We start from the raw sequence: 21,766 nt of genomic DNA, 5'->3' as shown, positions 1-21,766 counted from the left end.
CAGTCAAGCCACTCCTTCCCAACATTTGATACTAGAATGATCGAATCAATTATCAACAGGGCCAGCCATGATCTCGAATGAACGTTTTGCCGGCATCCGCGCCTTCGTGCAGGCAGTCGAAGCGGGCAGCTTCAGCCGCGCCGCGCAGCAGCTGGGCATGTCTCCGTCCAGCGTGGGCAAGGCCGTGGCCCGCCTGGAGCAACGGCTGGACGCGCGCCTGTTTCACCGCACCACGCGCAGCCTGTCGCTGACGGATGAAGGACTGGCTTTTCACGACAGCTGCCTGCGCGCCCTGCGCGAGCTGGAACAGGCGGAAGCGGGCCTGGCCGAGCGGCGCAGCCAGCCGGCGGGGCGGCTGCGCATCACCGTGCCGGTGCTGCTGGGGCGCGACTGGGTCATGCCGCTGCTGCTGCAACTGGCGGCGCAATATCCGGCGCTGGCGATCGAGGCGCAGTTTTCCAACCGCCCCGTCGACTTCGCCGAGGAAGGCTGCGACCTGGCCGTGCGCATCGGCTTGTTGCAGGACAGCGCCAACCTGGCCGCGCGCCAGCTCGGCGTGCAGCGCCTGGCCGTGTGCGCGGCGCCCGCCTACCTGGCCCAGCACGGCGCGCCTGCCACGCCCGAGGAACTCGAGCGGCACGCTTGCATCGGCATGCTGCGCGATGGCCGCCTGGAAGCGTGGAAATTCCAGGACCAGCAGGGCAAGCCGCGCGATGTCGCGATTGCCTCGCGGCTGCGGCTGGGCCACCTGGAAGCCGTCAAGCAGGCGGCGCTGGCCGGCCATGGCCTGGCGCAACTCCCTGTATGGCTGGTGGAAACGGAACTGGCCAGCGGCCGCCTGCAAATCGTATTGGAACAACATGCGACACCTGGCATGCCCCTGTACGCGGCGTGGCCCGCATCGCGCGCCATGACGGCGCGCCTGCGCCTGGTGATCGATACCTTGCGCAGCCATGTGCCGCCAGGCTTGCAAGCGGATCGCCCATAAAAAAACCCGCACGGCCGGTACCATGCGGGTTTCCTGCCTGCTGCGCGGCACCACCACGCAGCAGGCTTTACAGCAACAACTTACTTTTTATCCGTGGCGGGCGTGCTTGCATCGGATGCAGCCACCTTGCCATCTTTCTTGGCTGCAGCAGCGGCGGCCTTGGCAGCCTTGGCTTCTTTCTTGGCCTCTTTCTTGGCAGCCGCCGCTTCTTTCTTGGTTTCAGCCGCTGTCTTGGCTGGTGCGGCAGCGGTATCGGCCGCCGCCGGAGCCGCTGCGGCAGGAGCAGCCGTGGCCGCTTTCGGCGCCGCCTTGGCCGCTGCGGCCGGCTTCGCGGCGGCCGGGGCAGCCGGCGCACCGGACTTGGCCTGGCCATTCACCTGCAAGCCCGCTTGCGACAGCTTCACCGAACTTTTTGGTCCCACGCCCTTCACGCGGCTTTCAAAATCGGCCCAATCCTTGAAAGGACCGCCCTTCGCGCGTTCATCGACGATGGCCTTCGAGGTCACAGGGCCGATGCCCTTGACGCTGTCGAGCGCCGCCTGATCCGCCTTGTTGACGTCGACCTGGGCAAACGCAAAGCCCATCGTCGCGATCAGGGTGACGACCGCCAGCAATAATTTCTTGAACATATGATCTCTCCATGAAGTGGTGACAAACATAGTTAACAACGTTATTTCAAGCTCACTCGAACGCAAGGGAGGACAGCGCCTTATGGCTTTAACGGCCACAGCGTGAGTTGGTTGACAAGATTCGGGAGGTGCAGAAAAGCGGGCCCTGCGCCAGATCAAACGATCCGGCGCAGAGTGTGAGGAAGATTTACTGCGGGAACAACTCGTCGCGGGTCACGGTAGCCGTGCCCAGCTTGCCGACGACGATGCCGCCGGCGCGGTTGGCCGTACGCACCGCATCGCCCAGGCCCATGCCGGCGCCCAGCATGGCGGCCATGGTGGCGATCACCGTGTCGCCGGCGCCGGAGACGTCGAACACTTCGCGCGCATCGGTGGGCATGTGCACCACTTCGTCGGCCGTGTACAAACTCATGCCTTCTTCCGAACGGGTCAGCAGCAAGGCGTCCAGGCCCAGGTCGGCGCGCACCTGCTGCGCGCGTTGCGTGAGCTGCTCTTCCGTGCTCCAGTGTCCGATAATGCGGCGCAATTCGGACTTGTTCGGAGTGAGCACTGACGCGCCCGCATAACGCGAGAAATCGTCGCCTTTCGGATCGACCATGACAATCTTGCCCGCCGCGCGGGCCACCTTGATCATCTCGGCCACGTTCACCAGGCTGCCCTTGGCGTAGTCGGACAAAATCACCACGTCGTAGTTGGGCAGCAAGGCATTGAATTGCGCCAGCTTGTCGCGCAGCACCGTATCGCTGGGCGCTTCCTCGAAATCGATGCGCAGCATTTGCTGCTGGCGGCCGATTACGCGCAGCTTGATGATGGTGGAAATGGCGGCGTCGCGCTGCAAGTAGCTGTGGATGCCATCGCTGACCAGCAGCCGCTCGACCTGGCTGCCGGCCTCATCGTCGCCCACCACGCCCAGCAAACTGGTCTGCGCGCCCAGCGCGGCCGCATTGCGCGCCACGTTGGCGGCGCCGCCCAGGCGCTCTTCGCGCTTTTCGATGCGCACGATGGGCACCGGCGCTTCCGGCGAAATGCGGCTGACATCGCCAAACCAGTAACGGTCCAGCATCACGTCGCCCACCACCAGCAGCCGCACGTCGGCCAGCGCCGCTGGCGCGGTCATGTCGCGGGCGCTCATGCGCGTGTCAGGATCGAGCGACCGATCCCGTGGTATTCGATACCAGCCTCGACCATCACGGCCGGCTCGAACAGGTTGCGGCCGTCAAAGATCACCGCCTGCTTCAAACGCGTCTTGATCTGCTCGAAATCGGGGCTGCGGAAAGCTTTCCACTCGGTCACGATGGTCAGCGCATCGGCGTCCGTCAACGCATCGAGCGGGCTGGCGGCGAAACGCACCCTGGCCAGTTGCTCCGGCGTCAGGTCCAGCTCCAGCACGCGCTTGGCTTCCGTCATGGCGACCGGATCGTAGACCGCCACCGTGGCGCCACGGCCCAGCAAGTCTGCCAGCAGGACGCGGGCCGACGCTTCGCGCATATCGTCCGTGTTCGGCTTGAACGCCAGGCCCCACACGGCAAAATGCCGGCCCGTCAGGTCCGCGCCGAAGCGCTTGACCACTTTCTCGCCCAGCACCTGCTTTTGCTTGTCATTGACCGCTTCGACCGCGCGCAGGATCAGCAATTCCTGGCCGTAGCCGCGTGCCGTGCGTTCGAGCGCCTGCACGTCTTTCGGGAAGCAGGAACCGCCGTAGCCGCAGCCGGCGTACAGGAAGCTGTGACCGATGCGCGGGTCGGAACCGATGCCGTGGCGCACCGCTTCGATATCGACGCCCACCTTGTCGGCCAGATTCGCCAGTTCATTCATGAACGAGATGCGCGTGGCCAGCATGGCGTTGGCCGCATATTTCGTGAATTCGGCCGAGCGCACATCCATCCAGTAGGTACGTTCATGGTTGCGGTTGAACGGCGCGTACAGGGTTTTCAGCAAATCGCGGGCGCGCTCGCCTGCCGGCGTGGAGTCGACGCCGATGACGATGCGGTCCGGGCGCATGAAGTCTTCGACGGCCGCGCCTTCCTTGAGGAATTCCGGGTTCGACGCCACCGAGAAGGTGGTGACGACGCCGCGCGCGTCCAGCTCGCCCTGGATGGCGGCGCGCACTTTTTCTGCCGTGCCGACCGGCACCGTCGATTTATCGACGATGACCTTGTAGTCGGTCATGTACTTGCCGATGCCACGGGCGGCGGCGACCACGTATTGCAGGTCGGCCGAGCCGTCTTCGTCGGGCGGCGTGCCGACGGCGATAAATTGCAGCACGCCATGCGCGGCAGCCGCTTCCACGTTGGTGGAAAAGTGCAGACGGCCGGCGGCGCGGTTGCGCGCCACGACTTCTTCCAGGCCAGGTTCATGGATGGGGATGCCGCCGCTGTTGAGCAAGGCGACCTTTTTTTCGTCGAGGTCGAGGCAAAAGACGTCATTGCCCAGTTCTGCCAGGCAAGCGCCGGTGACGAGGCCCACATAGCCGGTGCCGATAATGGTGATTTTCATTGGATTGCCGTGTTAATAATATTCTGTGTTACATACAAGTAAGTACCCGCCCCGATGCCAGGGGCATGGGGCGGGTAGGCTTAGTTCATGACATTGAGTTCTTCTGTGCGGCGAGGCGGGTAGGTCTCCCACTTGTTGCAGCCCGGGCAGTGCCAGTAAAACTGGCGCGCCTTGAAGCCGCAATGGCTGCACTGGTAGCGGGCCAGTTTCTGCGTGTAGCCGTGCACCAGGTTTTTCACCATCGACAGCTCCGACCAGATGGCGGCCGGAGCATCCATCATGCGCGCTTCCAGCAATTTATCGAGGCCCAGCAAAGTCGGCGTGCGGCGCAGTTCGGCGCTGACCAACTGCTTGGCCGCATCCACGCCATCGAGCTCGATCACCGCCTTGAACACCACTTCGATCAGATCGATCGAGGACGCTTCTTCCAGGTAGGAACGCAACAGGTTCACGCCTTCCTGCGGACGGCCCAGCTTGGTGTAACCATCCATCAGGCGCTGCGCCACCAGGGCCACGTGCGGCACGCTTTGCTGCTCCACCCGGCGCCAGGTCATCAAGGCGCCTTCCACGTCGCCGCGCGCCAGCAGCACGTCACCGGTGAGGATGGTGGCGCGCACGCTCTTGCGGTCCGTTTCCAGCGCTTTTTCCAGCAGCGGCATGGCGTCGTCCGGCTTCAGGTGCACCAGCGCATCATGTGCCAGTTCGCAATAGAACTGGGCGATTTCTTTCTGGCGGGCGCCTGCACCCGATTCCTGCAAGCCCTGCGCCGCCTTGATGGCGCGCGGCCATTCCTTTTCGCGCTGGTAAATTTCCAGCAACGCGCGGCGCGCCTGCACCGCATATTGCGTCTCGACCAGGCTATTGAAGGTTTCTTCGGCACGGTCCAGCAAGCCTGCCTTCAGGTAATCCATGCCCAGCTCATAGGCGGCGTGGCCCTGCTGCTCCACGGGAAGGTCGGGGCGCGCCAGCAAGTTCTGGTGGACGCGGATGGCCCGTTCCGTCTCGCCGCGGCGGCGGAACAGATTACCCAGGGCAAAGTGCATATCGACCGATTCAGGATCGAGCTTGACCACTTCGATAAAGGCGTCGATCGCCTTGTCGTGCTGTTCATTGAGCAGGAAACTCAAGCCCTTGAAGTAATTGCGGGGCAGGCTGCGCGATTCCGACACCAGTTGATGGATGTCAACGCGCGCGGCGATCCATCCCAGTGCAAAAAACACGGGGATGCCCAGGAGCCACCAGAGTTCATATTCCATGCGTTTGTTCGAGTAAGAGTAAAAATGTGCCTGCGATCACGCCTGTGCGCTCACGCCGTCCGGCTGTGGCTGGACAGGGCTGGGAGCGCCGACGGTTTGCAGTGCGGCAATGGTGGTTTTTTGCTTGTTTGCTTCGCGGCGGTGACGGAATACGGTCGGCGTCAGGGCCAGTACGCCCAGGCTGGCGCCGGCGACAAAAAAGCCCAGCAGCATCAAGACCAGGGGGCCGCGAATTTCATAATTGAGGAAAACATGCAGGTCGACAACCTGCGCATTCTTCAGCGCAAAACTGAAGAACAGGACGAAAAGAACACAGCCAACGATGGTGGTAATAATTTTCATCGATACGCCCAGAAAGTACAAAAAATGCCCGTATGGCACAACCTTGGAATGCGTGACAGAAGCGTAGCGAGCGTCAGTGATTTGTGGCCGAGAAGCGTAGCCGTGCTGGAGCACGGTGAGCATCGCAGGCCGCAAAGCGCGACGCGCAGTAGCTTATGTCAGGTATTCCCAGCATATTAGCAAAAAAAAGCGGCATCCAAGGACGCCGCTCTTTATGTCGCCTTCCAGCAGACGATTAATCCTCGATGATCGGTTGTCCGACCATCGCGTCCACGCGCTCGCGCAACTGTTTGCCCGGCTTGAAATGGGGCACCCGTTTTTCGGGCACCATCACCTTGTCGCCGGATTTCGGGTTGCGGCCGATACGCGGGGGCCTGCTGTTCAGGGCAAAACTGCCAAAACCGCGGATCTCGATGCGCTGGCCGGTCGACAGGGCCGTGGTCATCGCATCGAGAATGGTCTTGACGGCATACTCCGCATCTTTCGCCACCAGCTGAGAATAACGCTCAGCGAGGCGGTTGATCAGCTCGGACTTTGTCATCTGCCGGTATCCGCGTGGTCTTAGTTCTTGTTATCGAACTTAGCTTTCAACAAGGCGCCCAGGCTGGTGGTGCCCGAAGCTGCGTTGTTGTCGGTAGCTGCCATTTTTTGCATTGCTTCCTGGGTTTCAACGTTGTCTTTCGCTTTGATCGACAGTTGGATACCACGGGCTTTGCGGTCGATGTTCAGTACCAGCGCTTCAACGGTGTCGCCGACTTTCAGGTGCGTACCAGCATCTTCAACGCGGTCGCGCGAGATTTCGGAAGCGCGCAGGTAGCCTTCAACTTCTTCGGACAGTTGGATCACGGCGCCTTTAGGCTCTACCGATTTCACGGTACCGGTAACCAGCGAACCTTTGTCGTTCATGGCTGCGAAGTTGTTGAATGGGTCACCTTCCAGTTGCTTGACGCCCAGGGAAACGCGCTCGCGCTCAACGTCGATGGCCAGAACGATGGCTTCCAGTTCGTCACCTTTCTTGAAGCGACGCACGGCTTCTTCGCCGGTTTCGGTCCAGGACAGGTCGGACAGGTGCACCAGGCCGTCGATGTTGCCGGCCAGGCCGATGAACACGCCGAAGTCGGTGATCGACTTGATCGCGCCGCGGACTTTATCGCCCTTCTTGTGGGTAACGCCAAAGTCATCCCATGGGTTGGCTTTGCACTGTTTCATACCCAGCGAGATACGACGACGCTCTTCGTCGATTTCCAGAACCATTACTTCTACTTCGTCGCCCAGTTGGACAACTTTGTTTGGAGCAACGTTTTTGTTCGTCCAGTCCATTTCGGAAACGTGTACCAGACCTTCGATACCTTGTTCCACTTCAACGAACGCGCCGTAGTCGGTCAGGTTGGTGACTTTACCGAACAGACGGGTGCTTTGTGGGTAACGACGGGACAGACCGGTCCAAGGATCGTCGCCCAGTTGTTTCACGCCCAGCGAAACACGGTTTTTCTCTTGATCGTATTTCAGGACTTTGGCGGTGATTTCCTGGCCAACCGTCAGTACTTCCGACGGGTGACGTACACGGCGCCATGCCAGGTCGGTGATGTGCAGCAGGCCATCGATACCGCCCAGATCCACGAACGCGCCGTAGTCGGTGATATTTTTGACGACGCCGGTCACGACCGTGCCTTCTTTCAGCGTTTCCATCAGTTTCTGACGCTCTTCGCCCATCGAAGCTTCGATGACGGCGCGGCGGGACAGAACCACGTTGTTACGCTTGCGATCCAGTTTGATCACTTTGAATTCGAGGGTTTTGCCTTCGAATGGGGTGGTGTCTTTGACAGGACGGGTGTCAACCAGCGAGCCCGGCAGGAATGCACGGATGCCGTTGGTCAATACGGTCAGACCGCCTTTGACTTTACCATTGACGGTACCGACGACGATTTCGCCCGATTCCATCGCTTTTTCCAGAGCCAGCCACGAAGCCAGACGCTTGGCTTTATCGCGCGACAGGATGGTATCGCCGAAACCATTTTCCAGCGATTCGATCGCCACGGAAACGAAGTCACCAACTTTGACTTCCAGTTCGCCGTGGTCGTTTTTGAATTCTTCGACAGGGATGAATGCTTCGGATTTGAGGCCAGCGTTCACGATCACGAAATTGTGGTCGAGGCGCACGACTTCAGCGGAAATAACTTCGCCGGAGCGCATATCTTGACGCGACAACGATTCCTCGAAGAGCGCAGCAAAACTTTCCATACCGGTAGATTCGTTAGTTGTAACAGTAGACATAGGGTTCACACAGGTTATCCAGCAGAGATCGCACGATGCGACTTAAACTGGGTTAGGTTTTTGACACACCCGGACAGGCCAGGAGCCGTCACGGGCACCACATAGCAAAAAGCAGCTATTTCGTTACAGCGGCATACCATTTCAACACGGTTTCGACGGCAACATCTGCCGTCATGGCCGACGTATCGAGGACATGCGCCCCTTCCGCGGGGACCAGCGGCGCAATCGCACGGTGAGTATCACGTTCGTCCCGCGCCTGCAAATCCATCAGAAGGTCTTCCATAGTAGCAGAAATTCCCTTGTCTATCAATTGCTTGTAGCGCCGGCCCGCGCGCGCTTCCACGCTGGCCGTCAGGAACACCTTCAGCGGCGCATGCGGAAAGATCACCGTGCCCATGTCGCGCCCGTCGGCCACCAGGCCCGGCGCCTTGCGAAAAGATAGTTGCAAGGCAAATAAGGCCTGGCGTACTGTTGGCAATACAGCAATCTGCGAAGCCGTGTTGCCGACCACTTCGGCACGGATCTGCTCGGTCACGTTTTCATTGGCCAGCAGGATCTCACCGCCCGCAAAGTGGCACGGCAGGTGTTCGGCCAGCTTGGCCAGTGCGTGTTCGTCGCGCAAGTCCGTGCCACGGCGGATCGCCATCAGGGCCGTCAACCGGTACAGCGCGCCCGAATCGAGGTAGTGAAAGCCGAGCTTGTCAGCCACGCGGTGCGCCACCGTGCCCTTGCCGGACGCGGTGGGGCCATCGATGGCGATCACTGGGATGTGGGAGTTCGGCATAATAATATTGTCAATCAGTTAAATCAAAGTATCTTTAGCAATCCCCGCAAATGCGGCGAAATACTCGGGGAAGGTCTTGGCCACGCATTTCGGATCGTTGATGCGCATGGCGTTGCCACGGCGGGCCACGCCATCCAACGATGCCAGCGAGAAACACATCGCCATGCGGTGATCGTCGTAGGTATCGATGGTGGCAGGCTTAATTTCGGCCGGCGGCGTCACGCGCAGGTAGTCCGCGCCCTCTTCCACCTCGGCGCCCAGCTTGCGCAATTCCGTCGCCATGGCCGCCAGGCGGTCGGTTTCCTTCACCCGCCAGCTGGCGATATTGCGCAGGGTGCTGGTGCCGTCCGCGTACAGGGCGGCCACGGCGATGGTCATGGCGGCGTCGGGAATGTGGTTGAAGTCCATGTCGATGGCTTTCAAGACGCCATTCGAACGGGCCTCGATCCAGTTTTCGCCCATGGTGATGGTCGCCCCCATCTGCTGCAAGGCTTCGACGAAACGCACATCGCCCTGGATGCTGTCGCGCCCTACGCCTTCCACCCGCACCGGGCCGCCGCCGATCGCGCCGGCTGCCAGGAAGTACGACGCCGACGACGCATCGCCTTCGACGTGGATGGTGCCCGGGCTCTGGTACTGCTGGCCAGGCTGCACGGTAAACGACTGCCAGCCGTCGTGCTCGACCGTCACGCCAAAGCGGCGCATCAGGTTCAGGGTGATTTCGATATACGGTTTCGAGATCAGCTCGCCCGTCACGTCGATGGTGACGGCATGGTCGCGCGCCATCAGCGGCGCCACCATCAGCAAGGCCGTCAAAAACTGGCTCGACACATTGCCGCGCACGGCGATGCGCTGCGCGTGGATGTGGCCGCGGCGGATGCGCAGCGGCGGGAAACCCTGCTCGCCCGTGTATTCGATCTGCGTGCCGACAGCGTTCAAGGCGTCGACCAGGTCGCCGATCGGGCGCTCGTGCATGCGCGACACGCCATGCAAGGTGTAGTCGCCGCCGATCACGGCCAGCGCCGCCGTCAATGGGCGGATGGCCGTGCCGGCGTTACCCATGAACAGGTCCGCTGCGTGCTGCGGGAATACGCCGCCGCAGCCTTCCACATGGTGTACCTGGTGCGCAGTGGCCGGATCGCCGATCAGTTCATCCTGCTTCCAGTGCACGCCCAGCGAGGTCAACGCGGTCAGCATGACGAAGGTGTCGTCGGAAGCGAGCAAATCGACGATCCTGGTCGTGCCCTTGGCCAGCGCGGCCAGCAGCAGCACGCGGTTGGAAATGCTTTTCGAGCCGGGCAGACGCACCGTGCCTTCGACATGCATCACCGGCGCCAGGTCCACATGGTGGGGGTATTGTTTAGTTTGGGTCATGCTGATTCCTTGATAATTATTGTGCGGACGTGGCTGGCGCAGGCGCTTCAGCCGCTTCGATCGCGCCTATCCATTGCTGCCGCGCCTGCTGGGCGTTGGCGTACACCTGCTCGATGGCGGCACCGTCACCGGCGGCCAGATGGGTACGCAAGGCCGTCAGCTGCGCCAGGTAGGCGTCCAGTTCCTGCAGCAGGGCCGGCTGGTTGGCCAGGCTGATGTCGCGCCACATTTCCGGCGACGAGCCGGCGATGCGCGTAAAGTCGCGAAAACCGCTGGCAGCATACTGGAACAGCAAGTCCGCATGCGGTTTCCGGGCGATGTCGTCGACCAGCGCAAACGCCAGCAGATGCGGCAAATGGCTGACGGCGGCAAACACCTTGTCGTGCTCTGCCGGCGCCAGGACGTGAATGATGGCGCCGCAGGTGCGCCAGGCGGCCGCTACGCGCTCGACATCGGCGGCGGCATTTTCCGCCAGCGGCGTCAGCACCACTTTTTTACCGCGATACAGGTCGATGATGGCCGCATCGGGGCCATTCGTCTCGCGCCCGGCGATCGGGTGGCCCGGCACGAACTGGGCGATCTTGTCCCCCAGCGCGGCGCGCGCGGCGGCCACCACGTCGGACTTGGTGCTGCCCGCGTCGCTCACCACGGTGCCCGGCTGCAGGTGCGGTGCAATCGACGCCAGGATGGCGCCCGTCTGCGCTACCGGCGCGGCCACCAGCACCAGGTCGGCGCCGTGGATGGCATCCATCATGTCGCTGCCGATGGCGTCGATGATGCCCAGCTCCAGCGCGCGCGCCATCGAGGCTGGCGAACGGCCCATGCCGACCACCGTGCCAACGGCGCCCATATGCTTGAGCGCGCGCGCGAACGAGCCGCCGATCAGGCCGACGCCGAAAATGACAATCTTGTTGAAGACAGGGGAAGCCATACGATCAGGCCAGCGCTTTCGTCAGCGCAGCGATCAGGATGGCGTTTTCCTGCGGCAGGCCGATGGAGATGCGCAGCCATTGCGGCAAGCCATAGCTGCCCACGGGGCGCACGATCACGCCCTGCTGCAGCAGCGACAGGTTGACGCGCGCACCGGCGCCATCATCGTCACCCACTTTCACCAGCACGAAATTGCCGTGCGACGGCACGTATTCCAGTCCCAGGGCCGTGAATGCCTCTATAAATTGCTGATAGCCGGCCGCGTTGTTGCGCGCGCTTTTCTCCAGGAATTCCTTGTCGTTCAAGGCGGCGATGGCGGCAGCCTGCGCCAGGGTGTTGACGTTGAATGGCTGGCGGATGCGGTTCATCAGGTCGGTCAGCACCGGCTGGGCGATGGCAAAGCCGATGCGCAGGCCAGCCAGGCCATAGGCCTTCGACAGCGTGCGCGAGACCACCAGGTTCGGGAATTGACGCACCCAGGCGGTCGATTCATATTGCTCTTCGGCCGAGAGGAATTCGTTGTACGCCTCATCGAGCACCACCACCACGTGCTGCGGCACTTTGTGCAGGAACGCTTCCAGCTGCGCTGCCGTCAGGAAGGTGCCGGTCGGGTTGTTCGGATTGGCGATAAACACCAGGCGCGTGTCATCCGTAATCGCGGCGGCCATGGCGTCCAGGTCATGGCCATAGGCTTGCGCCGGCACCACCAGGTGACGCGCACCCAGGCCTTGCGTAGCCAGCGCGTACACGGCGAACGAATACTGCGAATACACCACGGACTGGCCGTGCTGTACAAACGCGTGCGCGGCGATTTCCAGGATGTCGTTGCTGCCATTGCCCAAGGTGATCCAGTCGGCCGGCACGTCATAACGTTGCGACAGCACGGCTTTCAGGTCAAAACCGTTGGCGTCCGGGTAGCGGCCCAGGTCATCGATCGCGGCGATCATCGCCTGTTTCGCCGATTCCGGCATGCCGTACGGGTTTTCATTCGAGGCCAGCTTGACGATGGCAGCCTCGTCGAGGCCGAATTCACGCGCCACTTCCGCGATCGGTTTGCCGCTCTGGTAAGGAGCGATGGCGCGGACGTGTTCTGGACCGATATTTTTAGACATGGTGTACTCTTTAAAAGTTGAGATCGGGGTCGGACGGGGACGCCTAGTCCCGTCGGGTCTGACCCCAGAATTTCCGGCTTTCGACGGGATCAAAGGCTGACCGGGTACGACCCCAGCACCTTGAAGAAGGCGGCATTGTTTTGCAGCTCGGCCAGGGCTTGCGCCACGGCGCCGTCCTGGCCATGGCCTTCCACATCGACATAGAAATAATACTCCCAGCTGCCCATGCGCGCGGGGCGCGACTCGAAGCGCGTCATCGACACGCCATGTTTCGCCAGCGGCGCCAGCAACTGGTACACGGCGCCCGCCTTGTTCGGCACGGCCAATACCAGCGAGGTCTGGTCCTTGCCCGACGGCGCCGTCTGCAGGGTGCCTACCACGGCAAAGCGCGTGCGGTTGTGCGGGTCGTCCTGGATATGGCCTTGCACCACGCCCAGCTGGTACTGCGTACCGGCCAGTTCGCTGGCAATCGCCGCCACCGTCGCATCGCCGCCGGCCATGCGGGCCGCTTCGGCGTTCGAGGCCACGGCGCGCCGTTCGATATGCGGGTAATGCTGGTTCAGCCAGGCCTGGCACTGGGCCAGCGCCTGCGAATGGGCGCAGATGACGCTCACGCCATCCATCTTGCCGCTCTTCGTCATCAGGCTGTGGTGCACGGCAATCGACACTTCGCCGCTGATGATGAGGCTTGTCTGCAGCATCATGTCCAGCGTGCGGTTGACGGCGCCTTCCGAGGAATTCTCGATCGGCACCACGCCGAAGTCCGCCGTACCCGCCTCGGTGGAGCGGAACACTTCATCGATCGAGGCGCAGGGCAAGCCATCGACGGCGCTGCCGAACTGCTGATAGACGGCTTGTTCGCTGAAGGTACCGGCCGGGCCCAGGTAGGCGACGGTGACGCGCTTTTCCAGCGCGCGGCAGGAGGACATGATTTCGCGGAAGATGGTTTGTACTTCGCGGTCGCCCATCGGACCAGGATTGCGCTCGGCCACGCCGCGCAGCACTTGCGCTTCGCGTTCGGGGCGGAACACGGGCGCCTGGGTTTCGGCTTTCACGTGCCCCACTTCTTGCGCGACCAGGGCGCGGCGGTTGAGCAGTTCCAGGATTTGCGCGTCGATCGCATCGATCTGTTCGCGCAGCGGTTTTAATTTGTCAGTCATGGTGGGTTTGTTGGCTCAGCTGTATTTCAATCATAAGTGCACGGCCTGCGCCGGCAGTGGGCCGGCGTGGTCGTCTATGGCGACTCAGCGTCCGGCAAACTCGTTCAGATAATTCACTAATGCTTGCACGCCTTCTATCGGCATCGCGTTATAAATCGCTGCACGCATGCCGCCGACGGACTTGTGGCCCTTCAGCTGCAGCAAGCCGCGCGCTTTGGCGCCGGCCAGGAATGCATCGTTCAAGCTCTCGTCGCGCAGATAGAACGGGATCGTCATGCGCGAGCGGTATGCGGGGGCGACCCGGGTCTGGTAAAAATCGTCCGCATCGAGCGCCGCATACAGCAGCGCCGCTTTCTCAATATTACGCTCTTCCATTGCAGCAACGCCACCCTGCCGTTTCAGCCACTGGAAAACCAGGCCGGCGATATAGATGGCATAGGTGGGCGGGGTGTTGTACATCGACTCATGTTCGGCGACGATGGTCCAGTCAAACGCCGAAGGACAAATCGGCAAGGATTTGCCCAGCAAGTCTTCGCGCACGATGACCAGGGTCAAACCGGCCGGGCCGATATTTTTTTGCGCGCCGCCGAAAATGACGCCGTATTGCGACACATCAATCACGCGCGACAGGATGTGCGACGACATGTCGGCCACGATGGTGGTCCCGGCAGGCACCTGCGGCGGATGCTGGTATTCCACGCCATCGATGGTTTCATTGGTGCACAGATGCAGGTAGGCGGCGCCTGGCGTCAGCTTCCAGTCGGACACTGGCGGCACGCCGGCAAAGCCGCTGGCCTGCGACGAAGCGGCCACGTTGACATTGGCATACTTGGCCGCTTCCTTGAGCGACTTGCCCGACCAGGTCCCGGTGTGGACGAAATCGACCGTGGCCGGCTGGGTAGCAGCCAGCCCCACCAGGTTCATCGGGATGATGGCGTTCTCGCCCAGGCCGCCCCCCTGCAGGAACAGGATCCTGTAATTGTCGGGCACGGCCAGCAGCTCGCGCAGGTCGGCCACCGCCTGGCGGTAGATGGACACGAATTCGGGGCCACGGTGGCTCATCTCCATCACCGACATGCCGCTGCCATGCCAGTCCTGCATTTCGGCAGCCGCTTGCGCCAGTACTTCCCTGGGCAGCACGGCCGGGCCGGCGGAAAAATTATAGATATGCGTCACGATACAGTCCTTGGCAATTGAATCGGTCTCAGGCTATTTCTGCTGTGGTTTCTGCTGCAATATGTCTTTTTTTATTTGTTCAAGCTGCTGCCCGAATTGCTGCTGCATCTCGAGCATGCGGGGCATGATGATGCGCTCGCTGGCCGGCACCATTTCCTGCATCAGCTTCGGTGTCGCTGCAACAAATTTCACGCCCACGGGCGAGCGGTAGAAGGCCGTCATCTGCTCGATCTCGGCCACGCTGAAATGGTTCAGGTACACGGGCACCGAGGCGACGATGTATTCGTCGACCAGCGCAGGATCGGTGAAGGTGGACTTCATCGTCGCGGAAAACTGCTGCAGCATCGGCGCCATCGCCGCCTGCAATTGCTGGCGCTGACTATCCGTCAAACGCGACTTGTCCTGGGCCGCCTGCCTTGCCGTCGCATACATGGCCTCATCCATCTTTTGCGCCATTTGCGCAAACATCGCCTGCAAGGTGACGCGCATTTTCTGCGCTTCCATCAAATCCTGCACGGCGCGCACGGCGGCAGGATCCTGCTTCGCGGGCGCGGCGTCTTGCGCGTGGCTAGCGCTGGCGGTGAAAAGCATCAACGATGCCAGCAGCGCCGAAAGAATCTTCTTCATATTTTTCAAAAAAGGCAAACCATAAACAATTGGGGCTCCCGAAAGAGCCCCAATCATCTTACTCCGGCTGGGCCGGTTCGGCAGGATCGACAGGATCGGCCGGCGCTGGGTCGGCCGCCACGACACTGGCCGCCTCCGTCGTCAGTTCGACTTCGTCGATATCGGTCTCCACCACACGCTGCAGGCCCGACAGCTTGGTGCCGTCTTCCACCGCGATCAGGGTCACGCCCTGCGTGGCACGGCCCATTTCGCGGATTTCCGACACGCGGGTGCGGATCAATACGCCACCGGTGGTGATCAGCATGATTTCATCGCTGGTATTGACCAGGGTCGCGGCAACCACTTTACCGTTGCGCTCGCTGGTCTGGATGGCGATCATGCCCTTGGTGCCACGGCCATGGCGCGTGTACTCGGTGATCGGCGTACGCTTGCCGTAACCGTTTTCGGTGGCCGTCAGCACCGACTGCTGCTCGTTCTCGGCCACCAGCAGCGCGATCACGTGCTGGCCTTCTTCCAGGTTCATGCCGCGCACGCCGCGCGCCGTGCGGCCCATCGGACGCACATCGTTTTCATCGAAGCGCACTGCCTTGCCCGAATCGGAGAACAGCATCACGTCGTGCTTGCCATCGGTCAGCGCCGCGCCGATCAGGAAGTCGCCTTCGTCCAGGTCGACCGCGATGATGCCGGCCTTGCGTGGATTGCTGAAGTCCTTCAGCGGCGTCTTTTTCACGGTGCCGAGGCTGGTCGACATGAACACGTAATGGTCTTCCGGGAAGCTGCGGTTCTCGCCCGACAGCGGCAGGATCACGGTGATCTTTTCATTGTCCTGCAGCGGGAACATGTTGACGATCGGCTTGCCGCGCGAATTGCGCGAGCCTTGCGGCACTTCCCACACCTTCAGCCAGTACATGCGGCCACGATCCGAGAAGCACAGGATGTAGTCGTGCGTATTGGCGATGAACAGCTGGTCGATCCAGTCTTCCTCTTTGGTCGCCATCGCCTGCTTGCCGCGGCCGCCGCGTTTTTGCGCGCGGTACTCGGAAATCGGCTGCGCCTTCATGTAGCCGGTGTGCGACAGGGTCACCACCATGTCTTGCGGCGTGATCAAATCTTCCGTCTCGAGGTCGGTGGCATTCAGTTCGATCTGCGAGCGGCGCACGTCCTTCTTGCCAGCGCCGTATTCGTTCATCGCCAGGGTCATTTCATCGGTGATGATGACGGTCACGCGCTCTGGCTTGGCCAGGATGTCGAGCAAGTCGGCGATATGTTCCATCACTTCCTTGTACTCGTTGACGATCTTGTCCTGTTCCAGGCCGGTCAGGCGTTGCAGGCGCATCTGCAGGATCTCTTGCGCCTGGTCGTCCGACAGCTTGTACAGGCCGTCAGGCTGCATGCCGTAGTGCTTCGGCAGGCTTTCCGGACGGTAGGCGTCGATGCCGCCTGGCGTATTGCCGTCGCCGGTACGCGCCAGCATCTCGCGCACCACGGACGAATCCCAGGCGCGCGACATCAGTTCGCCCTTGGCGATCGGCGGCGTCGGCGCTGCCTTGATGATGGCGATGAAGTCATCGATATTGGCCAGCGCAACGGCCAGGCCTTCGAGCACGTGGCCGCGTTCGCGCGCCTTGCGCAGTTCGAACACGGTGCGGCGCGTGACCACTTCGCGGCGGTGCGACAGGAAGCATTGCAGCATCTGCTTCAGGTTCAGCAAACGCGGCTGGCCATCGACCAGGGCCACCATATTCATGCCGAAGGTGTCTTGCAACTGGGTCTGCTTGTACAGATTGTTCAGCACCACTTCCGGCACTTCGCCGCGTTTCAGCTCGATCACCACGCGCATGCCCGACTTGTCGGACTCGTCGCGGATGTCGGAAATGCCGTCCAGTTTTTTGTCGCGCACGTTTTCGGCGATGCGTTCCAGCAGGGACTTCTTGTTGACCTGGAACGGCAGTTCGTCGACGATGATGGCGATGCGGCCGCCATCCTTGCCGTACTCTTCAAAGTGCGTCTTGGCGCGCATCACCACGCGGCCGCGGCCGGTGCGATAGCCATCGCGCACGCCCGAGACGCCGTAAATGATGCCGCCGGTCGGGAAGTCCGGCGCCGGGATCATCTCGATCAATTCGTCGATCGTGCATTCCGGGTTGCGCAGCACGTGCAGCGCGCCGTTGATGACTTCGGTAATGTTGTGCGGCGGAATGTTCGTCGCCATGCCGACCGCGATACCGGAGGAACCGTTGATCAGCAGGTTGGGAATACGCGTCGGCAGCACCGTCGGTTCTTTTTCCTTGCCGTCGTAGTTGGGCGCGAAGTCGACCGTGTCTTTATCGATATCGGCCAGCAATTCGCTGGCGATCTTGTCCAGGCGGCACTCGGTGTAACGCATCGCGGCGGCGGCGTCGCCGTCGACGGAGCCGAAGTTACCCTGGCCATCGACCAGCGTGTAGCGCAGCGAGAAGTCCTGTGCCATGCGCACCAGGGTGTCGTAGATCGACGCGTCGCCGTGCGGGTGATATTTACCCATGGTATCGCCGACCACGCGGGCGCACTTGACGTAAGGACGGTTCCACACGTAGTTCGACTCGTGCATCGAGAACAGGACGCGGCGGTGCACCGGCTTCAAGCCGTCACGTGCATCCGGCAAGGCCCGGCCGACGATCACGCTCATGGCGTAATCGAGGTAGCTCTTGCGCATCTCTTCTTCGAGGGAAATAGGAATTGTTTCTTTTGCGAATTGATCCATTGGCGGTTCGACTGATCTCAGGCTGTGGTTAACTTATCTGTTACGCAATGTATGAGCAATACTGCATATCCTAGGCGGCTGTGGTCGTGGACCCCGTGCCGCGCGCTGCTGGCGTGGTCTTGGTGCCCATCCGTGACAGTCAAGCGCACGATTTTAGCATGCGCGCCCTGCGATCAGTACAAATTGCCAGGTCGGCAAAAATTAACAGTTTGCACCAGGACCGTGCATGCCTTGTTTGCCCGGCATGGGAAGCCGTGCTTATCAAGAGGACACACTAATGCACAATAGCAACACGGTTTCAAGCCCCCTGCCCATAAAACAGGCACAAAAAGTAATCAAATGTTACAAGCGCTTCATAATTGGGCATTTTCGTTGCGCAGAAACAACGGGCGGTCTAAAATCCGGGAAGCTTTGATTTAACCACGGTCGTGCACCCCCGGTGCGTGTGGCAAAATAACTGGGAAGTTAATTGCTAGTTTCACAATCTGAAACGAGCGCATGTGGTCTACATGATAAAATCTCGGCACGTAGCACCAGTAGCGCAGTGTTGTGCTGCGGATATTACCCCCCGAAAGGAAAGAAGAATGAATAAATTTGTAACGCTGTTTTTCGCTGCAACCGCAGTGATCGCCGGCTCGGCTTCGGCTCAAACCCCAACCTCGCCACCGTTCGCGCCAGTGACCACCGATCTGAAAGCACCAAGCCCAAAAAGCGCTTATGTGCAAGATGCTCGCGGCGTAATCGTGCGTGATCCATTCGGTCTGTGCTGGCGTACCGGCTACTGGACACCAGCTGATGCGGTGCCAGGCTGCGACGTTCCACTGTGCGTAGAACCAGAAACCCTGCAAAACGGCAAGTGCGTGGCTCCTCCACCACCGCCAGTAGCACCAGCTCCTGCTCCAGCACCAGCGCCAGTCGTTGTGCCAGTACCAGTTGCTCCTACCTCGGAAAAAGTCAGCTTCGCTGCTGATGCATTCTTCGATTTCGACAAAGCCACGCTGAAACCAGAAGGCAAGGCCAAACTGGACGAGCTGACGGCTCAACTGGGCGGCATCAACCTGGAAGTCATCATCGCTGTGGGTCACACCGACTCCGTCGGCACCGATGCCTACAACCAAAAACTGTCGGTACGTCGTGCTGATGCTGTCAAAGCCTACCTGATCTCCAAAGGCGTTGAAAGCAACCGCGTGTACACCGAAGGCAAAGGCAAGAAACAACCTGTTGCTGATAACAAAACTGCCGAAGGCCGTGCGAAAAACCGTCGCGTGGAAATCGAAGTTGTTGGTACCCGCAACAAGTAATCGCCTCACCGCCAGCGCCTGACACCCGCATCAAGTCAAGCGCAGCAGATAAAACCCCGCCCCGGCGGGTTTTTTTTTCGTCCGTGGCTGCCCGATCGTGAAATTGCCGCTATCATTCCACTATGAACGCCGACCCTCTTGAAATCCAAAAATTCAGTGAGCTGGCCCACCGCTGGTGGGACCCCACTTCCGAGTTTCGTCCCCTGCACGAAATTAACCCCCTGCGCCTGGAATGGATCAACGCAAAAGTGCCGCTGGCCGGCAAGCGCGTGATCGACATCGGCTGCGGCGGCGGCATCCTGGCCGAATCGATGGCCCGCAAAGGCGCCGACGTGACGGGCATCGACCTGTCCGAAAAAGCCTTGAAAGTGGCCGACCTGCACAGCCTGGAATCGGGCGCCAAGGTACGCTACAAGCTGATCGCCGCCGAAGCCATGGCCGACGCCGAAGCAGGCCAGTACGACGTCGTCACCTGCATGGAAATGCTGGAACACGTGCCTGACCCGGCCGCCATCGTCAAAGCCTGCGCGACGCTGGTGAAACCAGGTGGCCACATCTTCCTGTCGACCCTGAACCGCAACGCCAAGGCCTATCTGTTCGCCATCCTGGGCGCCGAATACGTGCTGCGTTTGCTGCCGAAAGGCACGCACGACTACGACAAATTCATCACCCCGGCCGAACTGTCGCAATTTGCCCGCAGCGCCGGCCTGGATGTCAACAGCATGCGTGGCATGGGCTACAATCCATTAACCAAGATTTACTCACTTAATAACGACACCAGCGTCAATTATCTGGTGGCCTGCACCCGCCCCGCCTGAGCGGCAAGACCACACCCTGGCGGCTACGGCCGCCATTTTTCATCCTGATCCAGCTACCGCCATGACCACAAACCTTCTGCCAGCGCCGCGCGCCATCCTGTTCGACCTCGACGGCACCCTGGCCGACACCGCGCCCGACCTGGCAGCGGCCATCAACCGCCTGCGCGCGCGCGACGGGCTGGCGCCCACCCCCTACGACATCCTGCGCCCCACCGCCTCGGCCGGCGCGCGCGGCATGATCGGCGCGTCGTATGGCATAGCACCCGGCGAAAGCGGCTACGAAGCCCTGAAAGACGCTTTTCTTTCCAACTACGAAGCGGCCCTGGCCGTGGAAAGCCGTTTATTCGACGGCATCCCCGCCCTCTTGGAAGGTTTGAGCGCCCTGGGCCTGGCCTGGGGCGTCGTCACCAACAAGGCCGCCCGCTTCACGGATAAACTGGTCGGCCAGATCGGCCTGGGCGCAGCCGGCTGCGTGATCTCCGGCGACACCATGCCCCACCCGAAACCCCACCCCGCCCCCCTGCTGGAAGCGGCCCGCCGCCTGGACCTGGCGCCGGAAGCCTGCTGGTACGTGGGCGACGACCTGCGCGACATCCAGGCCGGCCGCGCAGCCGGCATGCGCACCATCGCCTGCGCCTGGGGCTATTGCGGCCCGGTCGAACCACTACACTGGAAAGCGGATCATTTGCTCGATACGCCACTGGCGTTGCTGGAACTGGTACAGAACGTGGTCAAGGCGGAGCGGGCGCGGCAGCTGGCGGCTTGATCGCCGTTTTTTTGCAGGCGCATGCGCTTGCCTTCGCCGCTTACCTCGAATGCATCATGCAAGAGTGTGAAGATTGCGCTACAATGAAGGTTCTGTGGGGACGACCTGGTTTCGACGTGGGTTGCAAAGCAGCGCAGGGCATACCGAGGGCTGGTTACCTCGTAAATACACCCAGAAAAAACTTAACTGCAAACGATAACTCGTACGCACTGGCAGCTTAATCGCTGTTAGCTCTAGAACACCTCGTCCCTGGGGTGGGCCGTCAAAAGCTCTGGAGTCATTTACAGGGACTCGTCTAATGCTGGGTTACTTAGCATTCGACTAAATAATAGGTGACTCGCTTGTATGTAACGTGCACATCCGTGCCATACCGGTTAAATTAAATGATAGTGCTAAGTATGTAGAACTGTCTGTAGAGTGCTTGCGGACGCGGGTTCGATTCCCGCCGTCTCCACCACTGGATAAAAAATAAAGGCCCCCGAGCGCAAGCGACGGGGCCTTTATTTTTTATCCAGCGCTGCCGATAGCCGGGACTCGAATCCGCGTCCGGTACGGGCGCGGGGGTTTTGCGTGTGGTTCGGAAGCATGAGTTGTCGCAAACGACAACTCATGCTTCCGAATCTGCACGAACGACAACTTATGCTTCCAACCTTTGTTAAGGGAATTCGGTTGTCAAGACAAAGCGTTCATTTGTAGATTTGAGCCCTAAGTATTTGATAATAAGCTTTGTCCTCGGGCCGGAACAGCTGGCCTGATTTTTCCATTTCTGCCGCGACACGATGACGAGTGGGTAACTCACCCTTTTGCATTAATTGGATGAATGCCCGCTCCATCAGAACTTCTCGTTCGGCGTTGCGTACCATCTTCTGTGACGCTATTTGTCCGAGAAATTTACTACTGAGAGCCTTAGCCTGGTAATCCCCCCGCCAAATGATCGCGTTTAAAAGTAGAATTTTCCAAATTCAGATTTTTGAAAGTTCTGCATGAAGA

19 protein-coding genes and 1 other RNA gene are annotated in these 21,766 nt (G+C 60.8%); 5 read left to right on the top strand and 15 right to left on the bottom strand.

The annotated features are described in order from the left end of the window. The first annotated feature begins 67 nt into the window (after positions 1-67). The gene (locus ACL9RI_RS22905; RefSeq protein WP_422728788.1) at positions 68-988 is read left to right on the top strand and encodes a LysR family transcriptional regulator; all 921 of its coding nucleotides are present in this window, start codon (positions 68-70) and stop codon (positions 986-988) included. An 80-nt stretch (positions 989-1,068) separates the two neighbouring features. Here ACL9RI_RS22905 and ACL9RI_RS22900 read toward each other — a convergent pair whose 3' ends face one another. The 15 genes from ACL9RI_RS22900 to gyrA all read right to left on the bottom strand — a co-directional run bounded on the left by ACL9RI_RS22900 (position 1,069) and on the right by gyrA (position 17,891). Then, positions 1,069-1,617, bottom strand: coding sequence for a ComEA family DNA-binding protein (locus tag ACL9RI_RS22900; protein ID WP_422728787.1), 549 nt, complete (start codon positions 1,615-1,617; stop codon positions 1,069-1,071). A gap of 187 nt (positions 1,618-1,804) precedes the next feature. Continuing rightward, positions 1,805-2,749 carry a D-glycero-beta-D-manno-heptose-7-phosphate kinase gene (gene rfaE1 / locus ACL9RI_RS22895; protein WP_422728786.1) on the bottom strand — a complete coding sequence of 315 codons (945 nt, stop codon included), beginning with the start codon at positions 2,747-2,749 and terminating at the stop codon, positions 1,805-1,807. Next, positions 2,746-4,113 carry a UDP-glucose dehydrogenase family protein gene (locus tag ACL9RI_RS22890; protein ID WP_422728785.1) on the bottom strand — a complete coding sequence of 456 codons (1,368 nt, stop codon included), beginning with the start codon at positions 4,111-4,113 and terminating at the stop codon, positions 2,746-2,748. Before ACL9RI_RS22890 ends, rfaE1 begins: the two co-directional genes overlap by 4 nt. Before the next feature lie 80 nt (positions 4,114-4,193). Beyond that, on the bottom strand, positions 4,194-5,369 hold the full coding sequence (gene lapB / locus ACL9RI_RS22885; RefSeq protein ID WP_422728784.1) for a lipopolysaccharide assembly protein LapB: 1,176 nt from the start codon (positions 5,367-5,369) through the stop codon (positions 4,194-4,196). Positions 5,370-5,405: 36 nt separating this feature from the next. Continuing rightward, positions 5,406-5,711 (bottom strand): LapA family protein, encoded by a 306-nt coding sequence (locus tag ACL9RI_RS22880; protein ID WP_422728783.1) that lies wholly within the window; start codon positions 5,709-5,711, stop codon positions 5,406-5,408. 235 nt (positions 5,712-5,946) lie between these two features. Next, positions 5,947-6,252, bottom strand: a complete 306-nt coding sequence (locus ACL9RI_RS22875; protein ID WP_183678410.1) for an integration host factor subunit beta — start codon at positions 6,250-6,252, stop codon at positions 5,947-5,949. Positions 6,253-6,272: 20 nt separating this feature from the next. After that, positions 6,273-7,985, bottom strand: a complete 1,713-nt coding sequence (rpsA, locus tag ACL9RI_RS22870) for a 30S ribosomal protein S1 (RefSeq protein ID WP_183678411.1) — start codon at positions 7,983-7,985, stop codon at positions 6,273-6,275. A gap of 115 nt (positions 7,986-8,100) precedes the next feature. Continuing rightward, positions 8,101-8,769, bottom strand: a complete 669-nt coding sequence (gene cmk, locus ACL9RI_RS22865) for a (d)CMP kinase (RefSeq protein WP_422728782.1) — start codon at positions 8,767-8,769, stop codon at positions 8,101-8,103. A gap of 18 nt (positions 8,770-8,787) precedes the next feature. Next, entirely contained in the window at positions 8,788-10,143 is a 1,356-nt protein-coding gene (aroA, locus tag ACL9RI_RS22860; RefSeq protein WP_422728781.1) for a 3-phosphoshikimate 1-carboxyvinyltransferase, read from the bottom strand. Between the two features lie 16 nt (positions 10,144-10,159). Continuing rightward, positions 10,160-11,074 carry a prephenate dehydrogenase gene (locus tag ACL9RI_RS22855; RefSeq protein WP_422728780.1) on the bottom strand — a complete coding sequence of 305 codons (915 nt, stop codon included), beginning with the start codon at positions 11,072-11,074 and terminating at the stop codon, positions 10,160-10,162. A 4-nt stretch (positions 11,075-11,078) separates the two neighbouring features. After that, a complete protein-coding gene (hisC, locus tag ACL9RI_RS22850; protein ID WP_422728779.1) occupies positions 11,079-12,185 on the bottom strand; it encodes a histidinol-phosphate transaminase in 1,107 nt (368 codons plus the stop codon). An 89-nt stretch (positions 12,186-12,274) separates the two neighbouring features. Further along, a complete protein-coding gene (gene pheA, locus ACL9RI_RS22845) occupies positions 12,275-13,345 on the bottom strand; it encodes a prephenate dehydratase (protein WP_422728778.1) in 1,071 nt (356 codons plus the stop codon). An 84-nt stretch (positions 13,346-13,429) separates the two neighbouring features. After that, positions 13,430-14,521 (bottom strand): 3-phosphoserine/phosphohydroxythreonine transaminase, encoded by a 1,092-nt coding sequence (serC, locus tag ACL9RI_RS22840; protein ID WP_422728777.1) that lies wholly within the window; start codon positions 14,519-14,521, stop codon positions 13,430-13,432. Positions 14,522-14,554: 33 nt separating this feature from the next. Beyond that, on the bottom strand, positions 14,555-15,148 hold the full coding sequence (locus tag ACL9RI_RS22835) for a DUF2059 domain-containing protein (protein ID WP_422728776.1): 594 nt from the start codon (positions 15,146-15,148) through the stop codon (positions 14,555-14,557). Positions 15,149-15,206: 58 nt separating this feature from the next. Next, positions 15,207-17,891 (bottom strand): DNA gyrase subunit A, encoded by a 2,685-nt coding sequence (gyrA, locus tag ACL9RI_RS22830; RefSeq protein ID WP_422728775.1) that lies wholly within the window; start codon positions 17,889-17,891, stop codon positions 15,207-15,209. Positions 17,892-18,475: 584 nt separating this feature from the next. On the opposite strand from gyrA, the gene ompA reads away from it, so the two are divergent. From ompA to ssrA, 4 genes are all read left to right on the top strand, one after another. Beyond that, on the top strand, positions 18,476-19,192 hold the full coding sequence (gene ompA, locus ACL9RI_RS22825; RefSeq protein ID WP_183678428.1) for an outer membrane protein OmpA: 717 nt from the start codon (positions 18,476-18,478) through the stop codon (positions 19,190-19,192). 122 nt (positions 19,193-19,314) lie between these two features. Further along, positions 19,315-20,010 (top strand): bifunctional 2-polyprenyl-6-hydroxyphenol methylase/3-demethylubiquinol 3-O-methyltransferase UbiG, encoded by a 696-nt coding sequence (gene ubiG / locus ACL9RI_RS22820; protein ID WP_183678430.1) that lies wholly within the window; start codon positions 19,315-19,317, stop codon positions 20,008-20,010. Between the two features lie 61 nt (positions 20,011-20,071). Next, positions 20,072-20,776 (top strand): HAD family hydrolase, encoded by a 705-nt coding sequence (locus ACL9RI_RS22815; protein WP_422728774.1) that lies wholly within the window; start codon positions 20,072-20,074, stop codon positions 20,774-20,776. 96 nt (positions 20,777-20,872) lie between these two features. Then, positions 20,873-21,233: a transfer-messenger RNA gene (gene ssrA, locus ACL9RI_RS22810) on the top strand. Positions 21,234-21,766 lie beyond the last annotated feature (533 nt).

This window comes from Janthinobacterium sp. Mn2066 (genome assembly GCF_049319705.1).
Classification (GTDB): Bacteria; Pseudomonadota; Gammaproteobacteria; order Burkholderiales; family Burkholderiaceae_D; genus Janthinobacterium.
This window is presented reverse-complemented; position numbering and strand designations above follow the sequence as displayed.